This window comes from Cyanobium usitatum str. Tous, from assembly GCF_963920485.1.
GTDB classification, from domain to species: Bacteria; Cyanobacteriota; Cyanobacteriia; order PCC-6307; family Cyanobiaceae; genus Cyanobium_A; species Cyanobium_A usitatum_A.
This window is the reverse complement of record NZ_OY986431.1, coordinates 127,452-143,353: the sequence shown is the minus strand read 5'-3', so window position 1 is coordinate 143,353 and position 15,902 is coordinate 127,452. Positions and strand designations below refer to the sequence as shown.

Here is a 15,902-nt window from a genome sequence, read left to right as displayed (position 1 = left end):
CATTTCTGCTGCTCGGCGCACGGGCCTGTTGGTTCACATCAATCAGGTCGAGCTCACCCACTTCAAGTCCTTTGGCGGCTCGATCACGATCCCGCTGCAAGAAGGTTTCACGGTGGTCACGGGCCCTAACGGCTCCGGCAAAAGCAACATCCTTGATGCGGTGTTGTTTTGTCTGGGCCTGGCCAGCAGCCGCGGCATGCGGGCAGATCGTCTGCCCGATCTAATCAACAGCGCCATGCTGCGCGAGGGCAAGGCCGCCGAAACCTCGGTGAGCGTGCGCTTCGACCTCAGTGAGTGGCAACCCGACCAGGCCGAGGCTGGCCTGGAGCCGCCAGAAGAAGGGCCCTGGATCAAGCCAGGCCAACAGGAGTGGACCGTTAGCCGGCGCCTGCGGGTTGCCCCCGGCGGCACCTATGCCAGCAGCTTCAGCGCCGATGGCGTGAGTTGCAATCTGCAGCAGCTTCAGAGCCAGCTGCGGCGCCTGCGAGTGGATCCTGAAGGCAGCAATGTGGTCATGCAGGGTGACGTCACCCGCATCGTCTCCATGAGCGCCCGAGACCGGCGCGGCATCATCGACGAGCTAGCTGGTGTCGCCCTATTCGACAGCCGCATCGAACAGAGCCGCGGCAAGCTTGATGAGGTGCAGGAGCGTCAGGAGCGCTGCTCAATCGTGCAGCAGGAGCTGCTCAGCTCCCGCCAGAAACTTGAGCGCGACTGCGCCAAGGCCCGCACCTATCAAGACTTGCGCCAGCGCCACCACAACGGCCGCCTGCAGGAGCAGGTACTGGCCTTTGAAGCAGCCCAGGCGAGCCAGACTGCCTTGCTGCAACGCAGCGCCAGCCTCGCCAGTCAGCAACAGGCTGAACGCGAGGCGATCAGCGAGGGCGAAACGGGCCTGACTGCCGCCGCCGCCGTGCTCGAACAGCTCCAAGCTGAGGTCAAGGCCCTCGGTGAAGACCAGCTGATCGCCGTGCAAGCCGAGCTGGCCGGTCTGGAAGCCAGTGGCCGCGAACTAACCCGCCAGGCAGGCAAACACCAGCTCGATGCCGAGGCCCTGCAACGCCAGCGCCACGAGCTGGCCCGCACCCAGGGCGAGCTGCGCCAGCAGCAGCAAGCCCTCGAGGCCAGTTCCGACCAAGCCGCTCTCAGCGACGCCGAGGCCGGCTGCCGCGCTGCCGAAGCCGCCGTGGAGCTATCGCGCCGCCGGCTCGGCGAGGTGGCGGGGCGCTCCGGCAGCTGGTTGGAGGAACAGCAGCAGCGCAGCCGCGCGCGCCAGCAGCTGGGCGAGCAGCTCGGCCCCCTGGAGGCCGAGCGTCAACAACTGCAGGAGCGGCTGCGGCAGCACCAGGAGCGCCTGGCCGAGCTCGGCGCCGAAGAGCAGCAGGAAGGGGCCAGCCATCGCAGTGCCCAGCAGCAACTGGAGGCCACCGAAAGCAGCTGGCAGCAGGTGCTGGAAGCCACCCGAGCGGAGCAGCAGCAGGTGCAGGAGCTGGCCGAAGCCCTGGCCCTGCAGCAGCGCACCCGCAGCCGCCTCGAGCAGGAGCAAACCCAGCTCGAGCGCGAGATCGCCCGACTAGACAGCCGCCGCGAAACCCTGCAGGAAAGCCGCGGCACCGGTGCCCTGCGGGTGCTGCTGGAGGCTGGCATGGACGGCATCCACGGGCCGGTGGCCCAGCTCGGCGAAGTGGAGGAGCGGGTGCGCTTGGCGCTGGAAGTGGCCGCCGGGGGGCGCCTCGGCCAGGTGGTGGTCGACGACGACCGCATCGCCGCCCGGGCGATCGAGCTGCTCAAAAGTCGCCGGGCAGGCCGGCTCACCTTCCTGCCGCTCAACAAAATTCGTGGTGGCTCCGGTGGCGGCTCCAGTGGTAGCGGCGGAGCCGCCCTGCAACGTGGTGGCGGCGCGGGCAGCGGTGGGCTGGTGGGCAAGGCGGTGGATCTGGTGGGTTACGAGCCCGTCTACGCCGAGGTATTCCGCTACGTCTTTGGCGACACCCTGGTGTTCGACAGCCTGGCCAATGCCAGACGCGAACTGGGCCGCTGCCGGGCCGTGACCCTCGACGGCGAACTGCTGGAGAAGAGCGGCGCCATGACCGGCGGCAGCCTGCAACAGCGGGGCAGCCAGCTCTGCTTCGGCCGCAGCCAGGACGGCGACGAAGCCGAACCCCTGCGCCAGCGCTTGCTGGAGCTGGGCGAGAGCCTGCTGGCCTGCCGCCGCAAGGAAGCGGAGCTGGGTCAGCGGCTCGAAGCCCTACGCCCCCGGCTGCTGGAGCACCAGCAGCGCCAGGCGGGCCTGGAGGCCGAGCGCAGCGCCGCCCAGCGGGCCCTGGCCCCCCAACTGCAACGCCAGCAGCAGCTGGGCAGCCGCCTGGGCCAACTGCAGCAGGCCTTGCAGAGCGATCTGCAGCGCCAGCAGCAACTTGATTCCCTGCTGTTGCCCCTGCAGCAACAACTCATCAGCCTGGAAGAGGCCGAGGCTGCGGTGCAATCCTCCGGTGATGCGGCCCGCTGGCAGGGGCTGCAGAGCGAGCTAGAGGCAGCCGACACGGCCCTGGCCACGGCCCGCAGCCAGCGTGATGGTCTGCTGGCGGCCCGGCGCGAACGGGCCCTGAGCGCCGAGCGCCTCAGCAACCAGCTCGAGGCCCTAAGCGCCGATGAACAGCGGCTGGTGGCCGCTGTGAACACCCTGGTGGCGGAGCGAGCTCGCTGGAAAGAGCAGCACCAGGCGGATCAGGAGCGACGCAGCACCTTGGCCGCCGAGCAAAAGCAGCTGCAAACCCGCTTTGGCGAAAGCCGCCGCGCCCGCGATGCCGCCGAAGCCCAGCTGGCCGCCCAGCGCCAGGCCCTGCAAAAGCGCCAATGGGAACTGCAACGCCTCGGCGAGGAGATCGAATCGCTGGCCGAACAGCAGCGTGGCGACCAACTGCGCCTGGCCCAACTCGAGCGGGAACTGCCCGAGCCCCTGCCGGAGATCCCCGAGGAGGTGCGGCAGGCGGGCCTAGAGGCCCTGCAGGCGGAGCTGCGCAGTCTGCAAGCCCGGATGGAAGCCCTCGAACCGGTGAACATGCTCGCCCTTGAGGAGCTTGAGCAGCTGGAAACCCGCTTGGCGGAATTGGAGGAGCGGCTCGAAGTGCTTAGCAAGGAGCGCGAAGAGCTGCTGCTACGCATCGAAACCGTGGCCACCTTGCGCCAGGAGGCCTTCCTTGAAGCCTTCACAGCCGTGGATGGCCATTTCCGCACAATCTTTGAAGGGCTATCCGACGGCGAGGGGCACCTGCAGCTGGAAAACCCGGAAGCACCCCTTGAAGGTGGCCTCACCCTGGTGGCCCACCCCAAGGGCAAGGCGGTGCGGCGGCTCAACTCCATGAGTGGAGGCGAGAAATCGCTCACGGCGCTGAGCTTCCTGTTTGCCCTGCAGCGCTTCCGCCCTTCGCCCTTCTACGCATTAGACGAAGTTGACAGCTTTCTCGACGGCGTCAACGTGGAGCGCCTGGCCGCCCTGATTGCCGGCCAGGCAGACCAGGCCCAATTCATGGTGGTGAGCCACCGGCGCCCGATGATCGCCGCCGCCACCCGCACCATTGGCGTCACCCAGGCCCGGGGCGCCCACACCCAGGTGGTCGGGTTACCGCCCGCCGCCTGAGCCGCCCCTTCCCCAGCGGAGCAGGTGAGCCACAATGGGTCGACTGGGCCACGGGTACGACCCTTTCATTGACCTCCTCCATCCCCCCTTCCGCTGATCCCGGCGCAACGGCTGCCGCCCCTAGCGATCGCCTCTGGTTGCGCTCCGAGCTGATGGGCACCCAGGTGATCACCCGCGACACCGGCCGCCGGCTGGGCGTGGTGGGCGAGGTGGTGGTGGACATCGACCGGCGCGAAGTGGTGGCGCTGGGCCTGCGCGACAACCCTCTGACCCGCTTCCTGCCAGGCCTGCCGCGCTGGATGCCCCTCGACCGGATCCGCCAGGTGGGCGATGTGATCCTGGTGGATTCCGCCGATTCGCTGGCCGAAGGCTTCAATCCTGACCGTTACGGCAAGGTGATCAACTGCCAGGTGATCACCGAAGCGGGAGACCAGCTGGGCCGGGTGCTGGGCTTCAGCTTCGACATCGAAACCGGCGAGCTGGCCACCCTGGTGATCGGCGCCCTGGGAGTGCCCCTACTGGGTGAAGGCGTACTGAGCACCTGGGAACTCACCGTTGAAGAGATCGTCAGCAGCGGGCCGGATCGGATCATTGTTTACGAGGGCGCCGAAGACAAGCTCAAGCAGTTGGGATCTGGGCTGCTGGAGAAGCTTGGTATTGGGGGGCCGAGCTGGGAGCAGGAGGAGCGGGATCGATACCGCACCGGAATGGTGCCCGTGGAAAACCAACTGGCGGCGGGCCAGCCGGCGGTGCAGGAACAGCGCCGCATCCAGCCGGCCACTAGCCAGAGCTTCGAGCCCGATGAGGAGTTCGATTACGTCGAACTCGATGAGCAGCGCCAACGGGAACCCCTGCGCCAGCGCCGCTACCTCGACGAGGAGGAGAGCCGCTACGAGCAACCGCGTTACGAAGAATCACGCTACGTCGAGCGTCCAACGGAACCCATTCGCCGCCCCCTGCAGGCCGAACCCCTGCCCAGGCAGGCACGCCCCCTAGAGAGGCGGCCCGCCCCCACCCCCTACCGGGAACCCCTGGATGTGGAGGCTGAAGACCTGGCCAGCAACGACCTTGAAGACCCCTGGTAAGAAAAATCCCTCTCAGCTCGCTTTGAAGGCCAGGGAAGCCGAATTGACGCAGTGGCGCTGACCGGTTGGGGCCGGGCCGTCGTTGAAAACGTGGCCAAGGTGGGCGTCGCAATTTGCGCAGCGAATTTCGGTGCGCACCATGCCGTGGGCGTTATCGGTGTGGGTGCTGATCGCAGCAGCGCTTACCCCATCCCAGAAACTGGGCCAGCCGGTACCGGAATCAAACTTGGTGGCGCTGCTGTAGAGCTCGGCATCACAGCAGATGCAGTGGTAACTGCCATTGCCCTTCTGGTTCCAGTAGGCGCCGCTGAAGGCACGCTCGGTGCCGCCCTGCCGGGCAACCCGGAACTGCTCAGGCGTCAGCTGCTGGCGCCACTGCTCCTCGCTGGCCCCGCGGGCCAAGCCACTGTCGAGGCCGCAGGCTGAAGGGTCGGAAGAATTAGCAGCGTCGGCCATCGGACTCAGCGAAAATGAGCCGCAAGCCTAGGCAGCTCAGTTGGGGGATTTCAGCTCAGGGGCACTCAGCTCAGGGGGCAGCAGCTCCTGCACCAGAGCCGCCAGGCTGGCCACCGCCCCCGGCTGGCCCCGCAGGCTGCGCAGATCGGCGCGCATCTGCTCCAGTCGCTCCGGTGCCGCCAGCCAGTCGGCGGCTTCAGCGGCGATGGCCTCAGGGGTGATCGCTCCAACCCGCTCCGGCACCACCAAGCGGCCAGCGGCAATGTTGGGCGAGGCCAGAAAGCCCCGGTGGCGCAGCCGCCAGGCCGTAATCAGCACCCCAAACAGCCAGCGCAGCAGGGGCAACCGCCCCAGCAATCCGGCCAGTCCATCCCAGGCCTGCATGACGTGCAGGTGCTGGGTTGGCACCAGCACCAACATCGGCACCCCCAAAGCAGCCAGTTCGGCGGTATTGGCGCCCACGGTGGTGAGGGCCAGGGAGCACTGGCTCAAGCGGCCGTAAGCCGGATTCTCCCGAACCAGCCGAATCCTGGTGCCAGCTGGCGTCTCAAGTAGATCCGGAGCCAGCAGGCGGGGCTGACCCGACCGGTAGGTACGGGCGATCGGATTGGCCGGGCCTGCCTGAGTCAGCAGCTCCTCCACCGCAGTGGTAGGTGCCAAGGGCAGCAGAAAGCAACAGCCAGGACGCAGGGCCGCCAACCGGTCGGCCGTCTCCAGCAAAAACGGCATGCCCACGCGCAACTTGGCCCGCTTCGAGCCCGGCAGCAGCGCCAACCACTCCCCTGCCGGCAAGGGCGCCTCACTGCGGGCCGACTCCGAGAGGTCTGCCATCAGGTCACCCACCACCGTGCAGCGGGATGCCCAACGCGGCGCCAACTGGTCAGCAGCCAGGGGGCCCATGGCAGCGATGCGATCGTTCCAGCGGGGCCAGCGGGCCACCCATTCCGCATAGGTGAGATGGCGGTAACCAAGCCGTGCCGAGAGCAGCACGGTCCAAAACTGATCACCCCCTAAAAACACCACCAGGCCCTGGCGGGGCCAGGGGCCAAACCGCTTGGGGCGCAGTAGCAGCGACCAAAATTGACGCGCCGGCACGATGCGCTCAAACAGGCCCCAGGCGGCGGCGGCTCGATGCTCCTGTCCCGTGCCGTTTGGACAGGGCACAAGCAGCAACTTGAGGCTGCAGGCTGCCCCAGGCACCTCAGGCAGCAGCGGCATCTGGCGATGCAGGCGCTGGGCGAGGGGGCGAACCCAGGTGGACAGCTCTCCGGGGCCGTTGCTGACAAGCACGATCGCTGCCGAGGGCCGGATCGATTCGGGCAAGGCCTGGATGGCTCGAATTAAGAAATGCGGATGACGAGACTTGAACTCGTAAGGCCGAAGCCACACGCCCCTCAAACGTGCGTGTCTACCAATTCCACCACATCCGCATGTGGTTCGGATCGCTGGGCGTTCCGGTGCGAGCAATATACCCATCGCCGGCGCCAGAACCCTCTGAGGGAGATGTCCAGGCAGCACTGATACAGTCCGCCTCAGCCCATATCAGCTGAGACGCCGCGGATGCCCATCGGCAAGCTGCTGATCGCCAACCGTGGCGAGATAGCCCTACGCATCCTGCGCACCTGCCGGGAGCTCGGCATTCCCACCGTCGCGGTCTACAGCACGGTGGATAAAAACGCCCTGCACGTGCAGCTCGCCGACGAAGCCGTATGCGTTGGCGAAGCGCCCAGCAGCAAGAGCTACCTCCACATCCCCAACATTTTGGCGGCGGCCACCTCCCGGGGTGCTGACGCAATTCACCCCGGCTACGGCTTTCTGGCCGAAAACGACCGCTTCGCCGAGATCTGCGCCGACCACGGCATCACGTTTGTGGGTCCCTCCCCCGAGGCCATCCGCTCGATGGGAGATAAGTCGACCGCTAAGGCCACCATGGAACGGGTGGGGGTGCCCACCATCCCCGGTAGTGCCGGCTTGCTGGCCAGCCCGGAGGAGGCTGCGCGATTGGCCGAATCGATGGGCTATCCGGTGATGATCAAGGCCACCGCTGGCGGCGGCGGCCGCGGCATGCGCCTGGTGCCTGGGCCCGATCAAATCGAGAGCCTGTTCAAAGCGGCCCAGGGGGAAGCGGAGGCTGCCTTCGGCAACCCTGGCCTCTACATGGAGAAATTCATCGACCGGCCCCGGCACGTGGAAGTACAGGTGCTGGCCGATCGCCACGGCAACGTGATCCACCTGGGCGAGCGCGACTGCTCGATCCAGCGCCGCCATCAAAAGCTGCTGGAAGAGGCTCCCAGCGTGGCCATCAACGCCGACCTGCGCCGCCAGATGGGCGATGCGGCCGTGGCCGCCGCCCGCACCATTGGCTACGAGGGCGCCGGCACCGTGGAATTCCTGGTGGACCGCAGCGGGGAGTTTTATTTCATGGAAATGAATACCCGCATCCAGGTGGAACATCCGGTCACCGAGATGGTCACAGGGGTAGATCTGATCGCCGAACAGTTGCGTATTGCCGGTGGGGAGCCGATTTCGGTCACCCAAGACCAGATCAAGCTCTGCGGGCACGCCATCGAGGCGCGCATTAACGCAGAAGACCCCCGCCAAAACTTCCGGCCCGCCCCCGGCAAAATCACCGGCTGGCTACCTCCTGGCGGCCCCGGTGTGCGGGTCGATAGCCACGTTTACACCGGCTATGAAATTCCGCCCTTCTACGACTCCTTGATTGGCAAGGTGATCGTCTGGGGCACGGATCGCCCCCACGCCCTCAGGCGGCTGCGCCGGGCCCTATCGGAATGCGCGGTGACTGGCATTCCCACCACCATCGACTTTCACCTGCAACTGCTGGATCGCCCCGAATTCCAGGCGGGCGACGTACACACCAAATTTGTGGAGCAGGACATGCTTCCGCAGAAGGGCAGCTAAGCCGGATCTCAGTTCAGCCGATTCCAGCGCTTTGGGCTCGAAACAACACCTGACTGACAAGCCCCTGCTGCCCCACCAAAATTTCCCGCACCAGGCTGAGCAGGCCCACCCACACCACCGGCGTCACATCAACGCCACCGATTGGTTTGATCAGCCGACGGGTGAGGGCAAGCAAGGGCTCGGTAGGGGCTCCGACCAGGCGCATCGCTCCGCGGCTCAGGTCAATCTGGGGATACCAGGTGAGCACGATGCGAAACAGAAAAAGCAAGGTCCAAAGCGCCAGGCCCAGGGCCAGGGCCAAGTGCACGCCGGACAACAACGGCAGCCAGGACTGGGGTAAGGAGGGGGCTGCCGTCACAAAGCTCTAAGTAGCTGAGCTCCCAGCGTAGGAAGCCGCCACCACTGCCTAGGATCGCGCCACGAATCAAGCCATAGAGCTGTTCCTGCCATGACGCCATCCCTGGCCAATTTCCTGACCAGCCTGCTTGCCGGCGCCGTGATCGTGGTGGTGCCCATCACGATCGGGCTGGTCCTGATCAGCCAAAACGATCAGCTTGATCGTCGCCTTTGAGCTTCCAGCCCCTGAGTAACTCCAAAGTCTCTGGCTGCTCGGGCTCAGCTGCCTACACTTACGAGACGGACTCTCGGGTGAAAAACCGTGGTTAATGCCAGCCTGAACTGGGCCAGCATCGTGGGCATAGTGCTTGCGGTGGGCGGTGCACTGCTTTATTTCATGCGGAGCTTCAAGCCCGCCCTCGCCCGCGATTACGACGTCTTTTTCGCTGCGGTTGGCCTGCTCTGCGGCGGCATCCTGTTTTTTCAAGGGTGGCGCCTCGATCCAATCCTGCAATTTGGTCAGTTTCTGCTCGCGGGCACCACTGTCTTTTTCGCCTACGAAAGTGTGCGCCTGCGCGGGGTAACCACTGAGCAGGCGCGCCGGTCGTCCTACTTCGACGACGACGAACCAATGCCTGAACCAGGCCCCTACAGGCCCAGAATGGGTGGCCGCGCCTGGGGCGAGGCCTCTACAGATCGCTTTGATGAGCCCGAGCCGCTGAGGCGCCGCATACCCTCCCGCGGCGAAGGCGATGCGCCAGAGGAGGAAGACTTTTACCGGGCACCCCGGCCCAGCAGTAGGGCCGCCATCCCGGAAAGGGCCGCCAGCCGCCGCCCTGCCCAAGAGGATTGGGCACCCCAAAGCTCTAGCCGGCCCAGTATCGATTTCGGTGCCCGCAGGCGTGATCGAGATGCCGCAGTTGAGCCCCGGCGCGGCAGCCGGCCCGTCGCCGCTAGTGAGGCCATGCCTCGCTCCAGCCGCAGGCCCGCACCCACTCCGCCTTCTCCTGCCCCAGAAGCGCCTAGGGCTTCCCAACCAGCGGGCGTGCCCCAGGGCTCACCGATCAGCCCAGCAAACCCTGCCAGCGGCAGAAGCAATCGGCCAGCGGCAAGCGATATCAGTGATGCGGACTTCACCCCAGTGAAACCGTCCAGTCGCCCCGAGCCCAGCCCCCGAGGCACTAGCCCCCGGGACAACAGCTCCCGCTTCGACGACTGAAGCTTTTCGCCGCCAACAGATTGGGGCCCCTAGGGGTGTCTGCCCTGCTGCTGACAGCCTTGAGTTTGCTTGTCAGTGGCTGCTCTGGTGGAGCGTGGCTGGCCCGGCGCAGTGTCAGTCCGGTTGGGGTATTCAACGGCAACAGCCGCCAAGAACCCGCCCTTAGCGGCCAGGGGCGATTTCTTGCCTCAGTGGTTGATCGCGGCGGCCGGGCCACCCTGCTGTTGCAGGAGCAGCCCAGCGGCCGAATCGTGCCCCTGCGCCATTTCCAAAACCGCCAGCCCCATAGCTCCCCCTCCCTGAGCTGGAACGGTCGTTATGTGGCGGCCCTGGTGCAACAGGGAAACCAAAGACTGGCCCTGATCGAAGACCGGGCCAACGGCAACCTGCACCGGCTTCCCCTACCGGCGGACAGGACTGCAGTGCGCCTAAGCCTGTCCCCGGAGGCACGCCAGCTGGCGGTGCAGGTGGCCCAGGCTGGCCAGTGGCGCGTGCAGCTGTTTGATCTGCGCAGTCTGCTTGAGCCAGACCTGCCCGGCGGCCTTGCCGTTCAGGGGGGCGGAGCCCAGCCCTCGCCATGAGGAGCTCGCTGCCAAATAGAGCCCTCGCAGCCGCCGCAATAGGCCTGCTACTGGGCGGCTGCCTTGCCCCCATGCCCCAGCCCCTAGCGCCGCTCAACTCCAGGCTGGAAGCCCTAGGTGCCAACCGGGATCCAGCCCTCTCAGGCCGCTGGCTGGCCCTAATTAGCGGCCGGGGTGGCCGAGAACAGGTGCTGCTGCTGGATCTGGAGCGCCAGCAGCCCGTAGACCTGCCGGGGCTCAACCGGGCTGATGCCCAACCGGTGAGCGTGAGCGTCGACGCTGCAGGAGAGCGAATTGCCCTGGTGCGGCAGCTGGAGGGACGCACCGAGTTGGTGCTCTACCGGCGCTCCGTGCAGAGCCTGCAACCCATACCCATGGTGCCCAGCGGCGTTGCCCGCCAGGTACAGCTGCAGGCCGATGGTCGCCAGCTGGCTGTGCAGGTGAGCAGGGGCGGGATCTGGCAGGTGGATCTGGTGCAAATGCCTTAGAGCACCAGGCGCTCAGGGCACCAGGCCAGCCCAGCGCAGAAACGTCTCGCCGCTCAGGGCTTCGATCAGCAGCACGGCAATGAAACCCACCATGGCAAAGCGACCATTGACCCGCTCGGCGTAGCCGCTCCAACCAAAGGCCGGCACTTCGCCGGTTGTTGCACTAGTTGTAGGGCTGATTTCTGGGGTCTGGTCGGGGCTTGGTTCAGGCATGGGGTCAGGTAGGGGATCAGGCGTGGCGGCCCACGTCATAGCCGGCCGCGGGTAGCAGGCGCCAGTTGCCGCTGCCATCGAGCTCCAGCACGGTGTCATGGAAGGCGGTGAGGGTGGGCCTATGACCGACGCTCACAAAAGCCATCTCCCGCTCAGCCAACAGGCAATAAAGGTGACGCTCAGTTGCCACATCGAGGGCGCTGGTGGCCTCATCTAGGACAACAAAACTCGGTGAATTGAGCAGCAGACGTGCAAAGGCCAAACGCTGTTGCTCGCCCAGGGAAAGCAAGCGAGGCCAATCCTGAATGATGTCGAGATCGGGGTAGCGCCCAACAAGCTCGGGCAGCCGCACCTGCTCCAAAACATGGCGCAGCTGTTCGTCACTAAAGCGATCAGGCTGGAGCGGATAGCAAAGCTGCTCGCGCAGGCTGCCAAGCAGCATGTAAGGCTTCTGAGGAATGAACAGCAGATCTCCCTCGCTGGGGCGCTCCACCCGACCAGCAGCTGGGGGCCACAGCCCACTGACCATGCGCAAGAAAGAGGTTTTGCCGCAGCCAGATGGGCCCACAACCAGCAAACGCTGATGAAGATTCACCTCAACACTGAGGTCGCGGATCAAGATGCGATTGGTGCGGGGCGGCACCAAGTCGACATGGCTAACCAGAATCGAATTCCCACTGCTAACGGCGCTCGTGGCGGCCAACTGGGCTTCAAGCGCTGCAGCTTCAATGCCGATTGAATCAACCTTGCCCTGAAAACCCTCAAGCCGGCTGATCGAAGCTGAGAAGGCGGCGAGGCGATCAATGTTGTTAACGATGTAGCTGACCGAAGAGAACACCATCGAGAAGGCGAAGCCGGCTTGGCCGAAGACACCGAAATCGACCTCCTTGGCAAAATAGATCGGTGCGATCACCAGCCAAGGCAGGAAGCGAGAAAAATAATCATAGGATCGCTGAATGACACTAATTAGCGCCTCCCAGATGATCAAGCGATCATAATTTCTAATCGCCCCTTCCAGCCTCCTGCCTGCCTCACGACCCTCCTGTTGCTCGCCCCGATAGAAAGCAATGGATTCAGCGTTATCGCGAATATGAACCAGTCCATAGCGAAAATCAGCCTCCAGCTTGAGCTGCTGATAGTTCAGGCTCACCAGCTTCCGACTGGCAAATACAATTAGAGCAGTGCCACCAACAGAATAAGTAAGAAGCACCAAGGCCAGCTTCTCGCTAATAGTCCACAATACAATTATAAAACTGACGAAAGTAAGCAGGGCAGATATTATCTCAACCGTGACGCTAAGACTAGTGCCGGTAAAACTGGCCGTATCTTGCGAAATGCGCTGATCGGGGTTGTCAATCTCCTCGATTGACTCATCATTCGGATTGAGAACGTAATAAGCCCGATTTGAAAGATATCGGCTCAACAGGCGGCCGCTCAGCCACTCGCGCCACAGCAGGCCAAGCTTGGGTATTAAATAACTCTGAACAGCCCTGATCGGCAGGGCGATAACCAAGCAAAAAGCATAAATAGCAACGATCTTCCAAAACTCCTCAGCCTTATAGCCGACCAGAGAATTTTCAATATTGCGAGCTACATAGCTAATCCCCACATTGATGCCATTGATAACCAAGATCAGCAGGGTGATCACCGCCATCAACAACCAGGGCAACCAGCGCCCGTGTCGCAACTTGCCGCGGAAAGCCACAAAACAGCCCAACCCACCGGCCAGCAGCACCATCACCAGCGGCCCGATCGGGCCGCTCCAAATTGCTGCCACCTGCTCGGGCACCCCGGGCAGGAAACGACTGCGCAATTCGGGGATCAAGGCCCCGGTCAGGGCCAAAACCCCAGTGAGTAGCAACAAGGTGCTGCCTACCACCACCGCAAGCAACGCCACCACCAGCAGTAGAAACTGCCAGCTCTTGGTGTCGTCTACCGGCAGGAAATAGGGCTGGGCCAGGCGCTGCAACTTCGCCAGTTGACCGCGAAGAGCCTTGAAGGGGTTCATGGGGCAGGTCGGATCAGGTCATTGTCGCGGGCCCGCGGTCAGCCCGGGGGCCAGGCCAGCGGACGCCCACCAAGCACATGCACATGCAGGTGAAACACGGTCTGGCCCGCATCCGCGCCGCTGTTAATAACCGTGCGGAACGACTCCAGACCCTCCTGGCGGGCCACCTGGACAGCCACCAGCAACAGGTGGCCGAGCAGGGCCTCGTGCCCTGCGGTGGCATCAGCAAGCTGGGCAATCGGCTGGCGTGGAATCACCAGCACATGGACTGGAGCCTGGGGCGTTACGTCGCGGAAAGCCAGGCAATGCTCATCTGCATACACCTGATCGCAGGGGATCTCGCCGCGGAGGATGCGCCCAAAGATCGTGTCTTGGCTCACAGGGGCAAAGGGGGTGGGACAGGGGTGGCACTAACGAGGTAGTGGCCCATGGCGTGATGTTGGCACGGTGCAAGACGGCAGCGCTGCAAGGCCTGGAGGCCAGGCCAGTGCTGGTGGAGGTGGATCTGGCTCCCGGCTTGCCGGGCCTGCAGCTGGTGGGCCTAGCCGATGCGGCGGTGCAAGAAGCCCGGGAGCGGGTGCGCTCGGCCATACGCCACAGCAGCCTGAAGGTGCCGCTGACGCGGGTGGTGGTCAATCTGGCCCCCGCCGACCTGCGCAAGGAGGGGCCGGCTTTTGACCTGCCGATCGCCCTGGGCCTGCTGCTGGCCAGTGGCCAGCTGGATGCAGCAAGCAACAACGAGGTTTGGAGCGCCGGTGAGTTGGGACTGGACGGCAGCTTGCGGCCGATCCGGGGGGTGCTGGCGATTGCGATTGCGGCCCGGAACCATGGCGCCCGGGCCCTGGTCGTGCCCCAGGCCAATGCCTGGGAGGCCGCATTGGTGGAGGGGCTGCGGGTGTGGGGCGCCGCCGATCTCGGCCAGGCCTTATGGCGGCTGCAGCATCCGCGGGCCCGTCCGGCCGCACCTGCCCGTGCTCACGCCCCCGCCCTTAACCCAGCCAAGGCGCTGATAGCCGCCAGGCCCCCGGCGGATGATCTTGCCGACGTCAAAGGGCAGCCCCACGGGCGCCGGGCCCTGGAGATCGCCGCGGCCGGAGGCCACCACCTGCTGCTCTGCGGCCCACCCGGCAGCGGCAAAACAATGCTGGCCCAGCGACTGGCGGGGCTGCTACCCCCGCTCGATCCGGCGGAAGCCCTTGAGCTCACAGCCGTCCACTCGGTGGCGGGCCTGCTGGACAGCAGCCAGGGCTTGCTGCAAACCCGCCCCTTTCGCAGCCCCCACCACAGCTGCTCCGGGCCAGGGCTGATCGGTGGAGGTGGCCAACCCAGACCAGGGGAGCTGGCCCTGGCTCACCACGGAGTGCTGTTTCTCGATGAGCTGGCCGAATTTCGCCGCTCCGTGCTCGACCAATTGCGCCAACCCTTAGAAGACGGCGAAGTCTGGATTCACCGCGCCCGCCAGCGAACTCGTTTCCCCTGCCGCATCACCCTAGTGGCCGCGGCCAATCCCTGCCCCTGCGGCTGGTTTGGCGATCCAGAGCGCAGCTGCAGCTGCGGCGAGGGCCAGCGGCGGCGCTACTGGGGCCGGTTGTCGGGCCCGCTGCTGGATCGCATTGATTTGCAGGTGGTGATGCGACGGCCATCCAGCGCCGCACTGACGGCACCGTTTCGAGCCCACTGCGTCAGCCCAACCAGAGACGAATCAAGCGCTGAGGTGCGAGCAAGAGTCCGCCGGGCCCGCGCCCACATGGCTGCCCGCAATCCGGGGGGCTGCTGCAACAGCCGCATCGCCGGAGGTCAGTTGCAGCAAGTGCTTCAACTGGAAGGCGAAGCCTTAGAGGTGTGGGAGGCTGCGATTCAGCACCGGCAACTCAGTGCCAGGGCTGGCGCCAGGCTGCTGCGGGTTGCCCAAACGATCGCCGACCTAAACGATCAAGCCAGCATTGGCGCAACTGCAATTGCCGAAGCGCTCACCTACCGGTCGTTTGATCAAGGGGTAACTCGCTAAGCGGGAGACAAGATCAAAGCAATCAACGGCGGCGGCGGCGCTGCTGGGCCTTGCGCTTGTACTTCTCTACCGGTGTCTCGTGGTGACGCAGACGCTTTAGGTCAGCGAAGATGCCCGCCTTAGACACCTGGCGCTTGAAGCGGCGCAGGGCCGATTCAATCCCTTCGTTTTCGCCGACGGTGACCTGGGTCATGAAGCGCTGCGCTGCTCACAGAGCTTGCCAATGTAGCAACTGCCTTTCCGCGCCGACCATTCCCCCTGCTTCCAGGTCAGCGCCCGACGCCAGAGAGGTCTGAAATGGGGCTGGGCGCCACCTCTGGCAGCCCAGGCTGGATCGCCGTATCTGGCCAGGTATCGCGGTAGAGATACACGTGGCCCAGATTTCGACCGCCGTAGGCCCGCCGCTTGAGCTGCCAGCCCGGTTCAAACACCAACTGCAGGAAGCCAGCGCCCGGACCCTGGGTGCGGGCAACCAGCATTTCTGGGCCCGCCCCGGCCTTGGTGGGCACGGCCAGCAGCACGTTGTCGCCGCTCTGACGCAGAACTGTTAGGCGATAACTCGTGGCCAGATCTGCGCCGCCTACACGCACCGAGTAGCCGTTGGCGTCGATGAAGCGGCTGCAGATGCCGCTGAAATCAAAAGTTGCAAGCAAGGGATCCACCGGAGCTGGTGAGCCAGGAGCTACGGCAAAACAGGGCCTGGTCGGCTTTACCTGCTCATAGATGTTGAGCTGAGCGCGGACGCCATCGCCGATCGGCGCTGCCACCAGCACAAAACGCTCCTGGCTGAGATCCGCAGCTTGAAACAGGGCGCTGGCCACGGCTGGGTTGGCAGCAAAGGCCACCCCAGTGGCGAAAGCTCCAGCTGCCAGGGGGAGGGAATTGGCACCCAGTCGGGGCAATCGCATCACGGCATTGGTAAGCAACATGGGCTTAATCGTATGCACGG

The 15,902-nt window shown here is 64.9% G+C and carries 16 protein-coding genes and 1 tRNA gene; 8 read left to right on the top strand and 9 right to left on the bottom strand.

All coding sequences use genetic code 11. From position 1 onward, the window contains the following. Positions 1 to 28 precede the first annotated feature (28 nt). Together smc and U9970_RS00775 are read left to right on the top strand one after the other, a co-directional pair. On the top strand, positions 29 to 3,640 hold the full coding sequence (smc, locus tag U9970_RS00780) for a chromosome segregation protein SMC (protein WP_322764875.1): 3,612 nt from the start codon (positions 29 to 31) through the stop codon (positions 3,638 to 3,640). Positions 3,641 to 3,708: 68 nt separating this feature from the next. After that, positions 3,709 to 4,725, top strand: a complete 1,017-nt coding sequence (locus U9970_RS00775; protein ID WP_322764874.1) for a PRC-barrel domain-containing protein — start codon at positions 3,709 to 3,711, stop codon at positions 4,723 to 4,725. A gap of 12 nt (positions 4,726 to 4,737) precedes the next feature. On the opposite strand, the gene msrB is transcribed toward U9970_RS00775, so the two are convergent. The 3 genes from msrB to U9970_RS00760 form a co-directional block, all read right to left on the bottom strand. Then, positions 4,738 to 5,181: a peptide-methionine (R)-S-oxide reductase MsrB gene (gene msrB, locus U9970_RS00770; RefSeq protein ID WP_322764873.1), complete on the bottom strand. Its 444-nt coding sequence runs from the start codon at positions 5,179 to 5,181 to the stop codon at positions 4,738 to 4,740. A gap of 36 nt (positions 5,182 to 5,217) precedes the next feature. Then, on the bottom strand, positions 5,218 to 6,513 hold the full coding sequence (locus U9970_RS00765) for a glycosyltransferase family protein (protein ID WP_322765969.1): 1,296 nt from the start codon (positions 6,511 to 6,513) through the stop codon (positions 5,218 to 5,220). 16 nt (positions 6,514 to 6,529) lie between these two features. After that, positions 6,530 to 6,611 (bottom strand) — tRNA-Leu (locus U9970_RS00760). Positions 6,612 to 6,741: 130 nt separating this feature from the next. Here U9970_RS00760 and accC point away from each other — a divergent pair. After that, on the top strand, positions 6,742 to 8,100 hold the full coding sequence (gene accC / locus U9970_RS00755; RefSeq protein ID WP_322764872.1) for an acetyl-CoA carboxylase biotin carboxylase subunit: 1,359 nt from the start codon (positions 6,742 to 6,744) through the stop codon (positions 8,098 to 8,100). A gap of 13 nt (positions 8,101 to 8,113) precedes the next feature. Here the strand turns inward: accC and U9970_RS00750 are convergent, their stop codons facing one another. Further along, the gene (locus tag U9970_RS00750) at positions 8,114 to 8,458 is read right to left on the bottom strand and encodes a YggT family protein (RefSeq protein WP_322764871.1); all 345 of its coding nucleotides are present in this window, start codon (positions 8,456 to 8,458) and stop codon (positions 8,114 to 8,116) included. Between the two features lie 90 nt (positions 8,459 to 8,548). On the opposite strand from U9970_RS00750, the gene psbX reads away from it, so the two are divergent. The 4 genes from psbX to U9970_RS00730 all read left to right on the top strand — a co-directional run bounded on the left by psbX (position 8,549) and on the right by U9970_RS00730 (position 10,724). Further along, positions 8,549 to 8,671: a photosystem II reaction center X protein gene (gene psbX, locus U9970_RS00745; protein WP_106632598.1), complete on the top strand. Its 123-nt coding sequence runs from the start codon at positions 8,549 to 8,551 to the stop codon at positions 8,669 to 8,671. 87 nt (positions 8,672 to 8,758) lie between these two features. Continuing rightward, entirely contained in the window at positions 8,759 to 9,655 is an 897-nt protein-coding gene (locus tag U9970_RS00740; RefSeq protein ID WP_322764870.1) for a Ycf66 family protein, read from the top strand. Between the two features lie 59 nt (positions 9,656 to 9,714). Next, complete coding sequence (locus tag U9970_RS00735) at positions 9,715 to 10,236, top strand: Tol biopolymer transporter periplasmic protein (protein ID WP_322764869.1); 522 nt, start codon at positions 9,715 to 9,717, stop codon at positions 10,234 to 10,236. Beyond that, positions 10,233 to 10,724, top strand: a complete 492-nt coding sequence (locus tag U9970_RS00730) for a TolB family protein (RefSeq protein ID WP_322764868.1) — start codon at positions 10,233 to 10,235, stop codon at positions 10,722 to 10,724. The genes U9970_RS00735 and U9970_RS00730 overlap by 4 nt, the downstream gene beginning before the upstream one ends. A gap of 12 nt (positions 10,725 to 10,736) precedes the next feature. On the opposite strand, the gene U9970_RS00725 is transcribed toward U9970_RS00730, so the two are convergent. Genes U9970_RS00725 through U9970_RS00715 form a run of 3 tightly spaced genes read right to left on the bottom strand, consistent with a single transcriptional unit; the run spans position 10,737 to position 13,325 of the window. After that, positions 10,737 to 10,937, bottom strand: coding sequence for a chlorophyll a/b-binding protein (locus U9970_RS00725; RefSeq protein WP_322764867.1), 201 nt, complete (start codon positions 10,935 to 10,937; stop codon positions 10,737 to 10,739). 16 nt (positions 10,938 to 10,953) lie between these two features. Further along, entirely contained in the window at positions 10,954 to 12,945 is a 1,992-nt protein-coding gene (locus U9970_RS00720; protein ID WP_322764866.1) for an ABC transporter ATP-binding protein/permease, read from the bottom strand. 38 nt (positions 12,946 to 12,983) lie between these two features. After that, positions 12,984 to 13,325, bottom strand: a complete 342-nt coding sequence (locus tag U9970_RS00715) for a histidine triad nucleotide-binding protein (protein ID WP_322764865.1) — start codon at positions 13,323 to 13,325, stop codon at positions 12,984 to 12,986. A 56-nt stretch (positions 13,326 to 13,381) separates the two neighbouring features. On the opposite strand from U9970_RS00715, the gene U9970_RS00710 reads away from it, so the two are divergent. Continuing rightward, positions 13,382 to 14,953, top strand: coding sequence for a YifB family Mg chelatase-like AAA ATPase (locus tag U9970_RS00710; protein WP_322764864.1), 1,572 nt, complete (start codon positions 13,382 to 13,384; stop codon positions 14,951 to 14,953). A 22-nt stretch (positions 14,954 to 14,975) separates the two neighbouring features. Here the strand turns inward: U9970_RS00710 and rpsU are convergent, their stop codons facing one another. Together rpsU and U9970_RS00700 are read right to left on the bottom strand one after the other, a co-directional pair. Continuing rightward, positions 14,976 to 15,146 (bottom strand): 30S ribosomal protein S21, encoded by a 171-nt coding sequence (rpsU, locus tag U9970_RS00705; protein WP_010304532.1) that lies wholly within the window; start codon positions 15,144 to 15,146, stop codon positions 14,976 to 14,978. A gap of 76 nt (positions 15,147 to 15,222) precedes the next feature. Beyond that, the gene (locus U9970_RS00700; protein ID WP_322764863.1) at positions 15,223 to 15,861 is read right to left on the bottom strand and encodes a DUF3747 domain-containing protein; all 639 of its coding nucleotides are present in this window, start codon (positions 15,859 to 15,861) and stop codon (positions 15,223 to 15,225) included. Positions 15,862 to 15,902 lie beyond the last annotated feature (41 nt).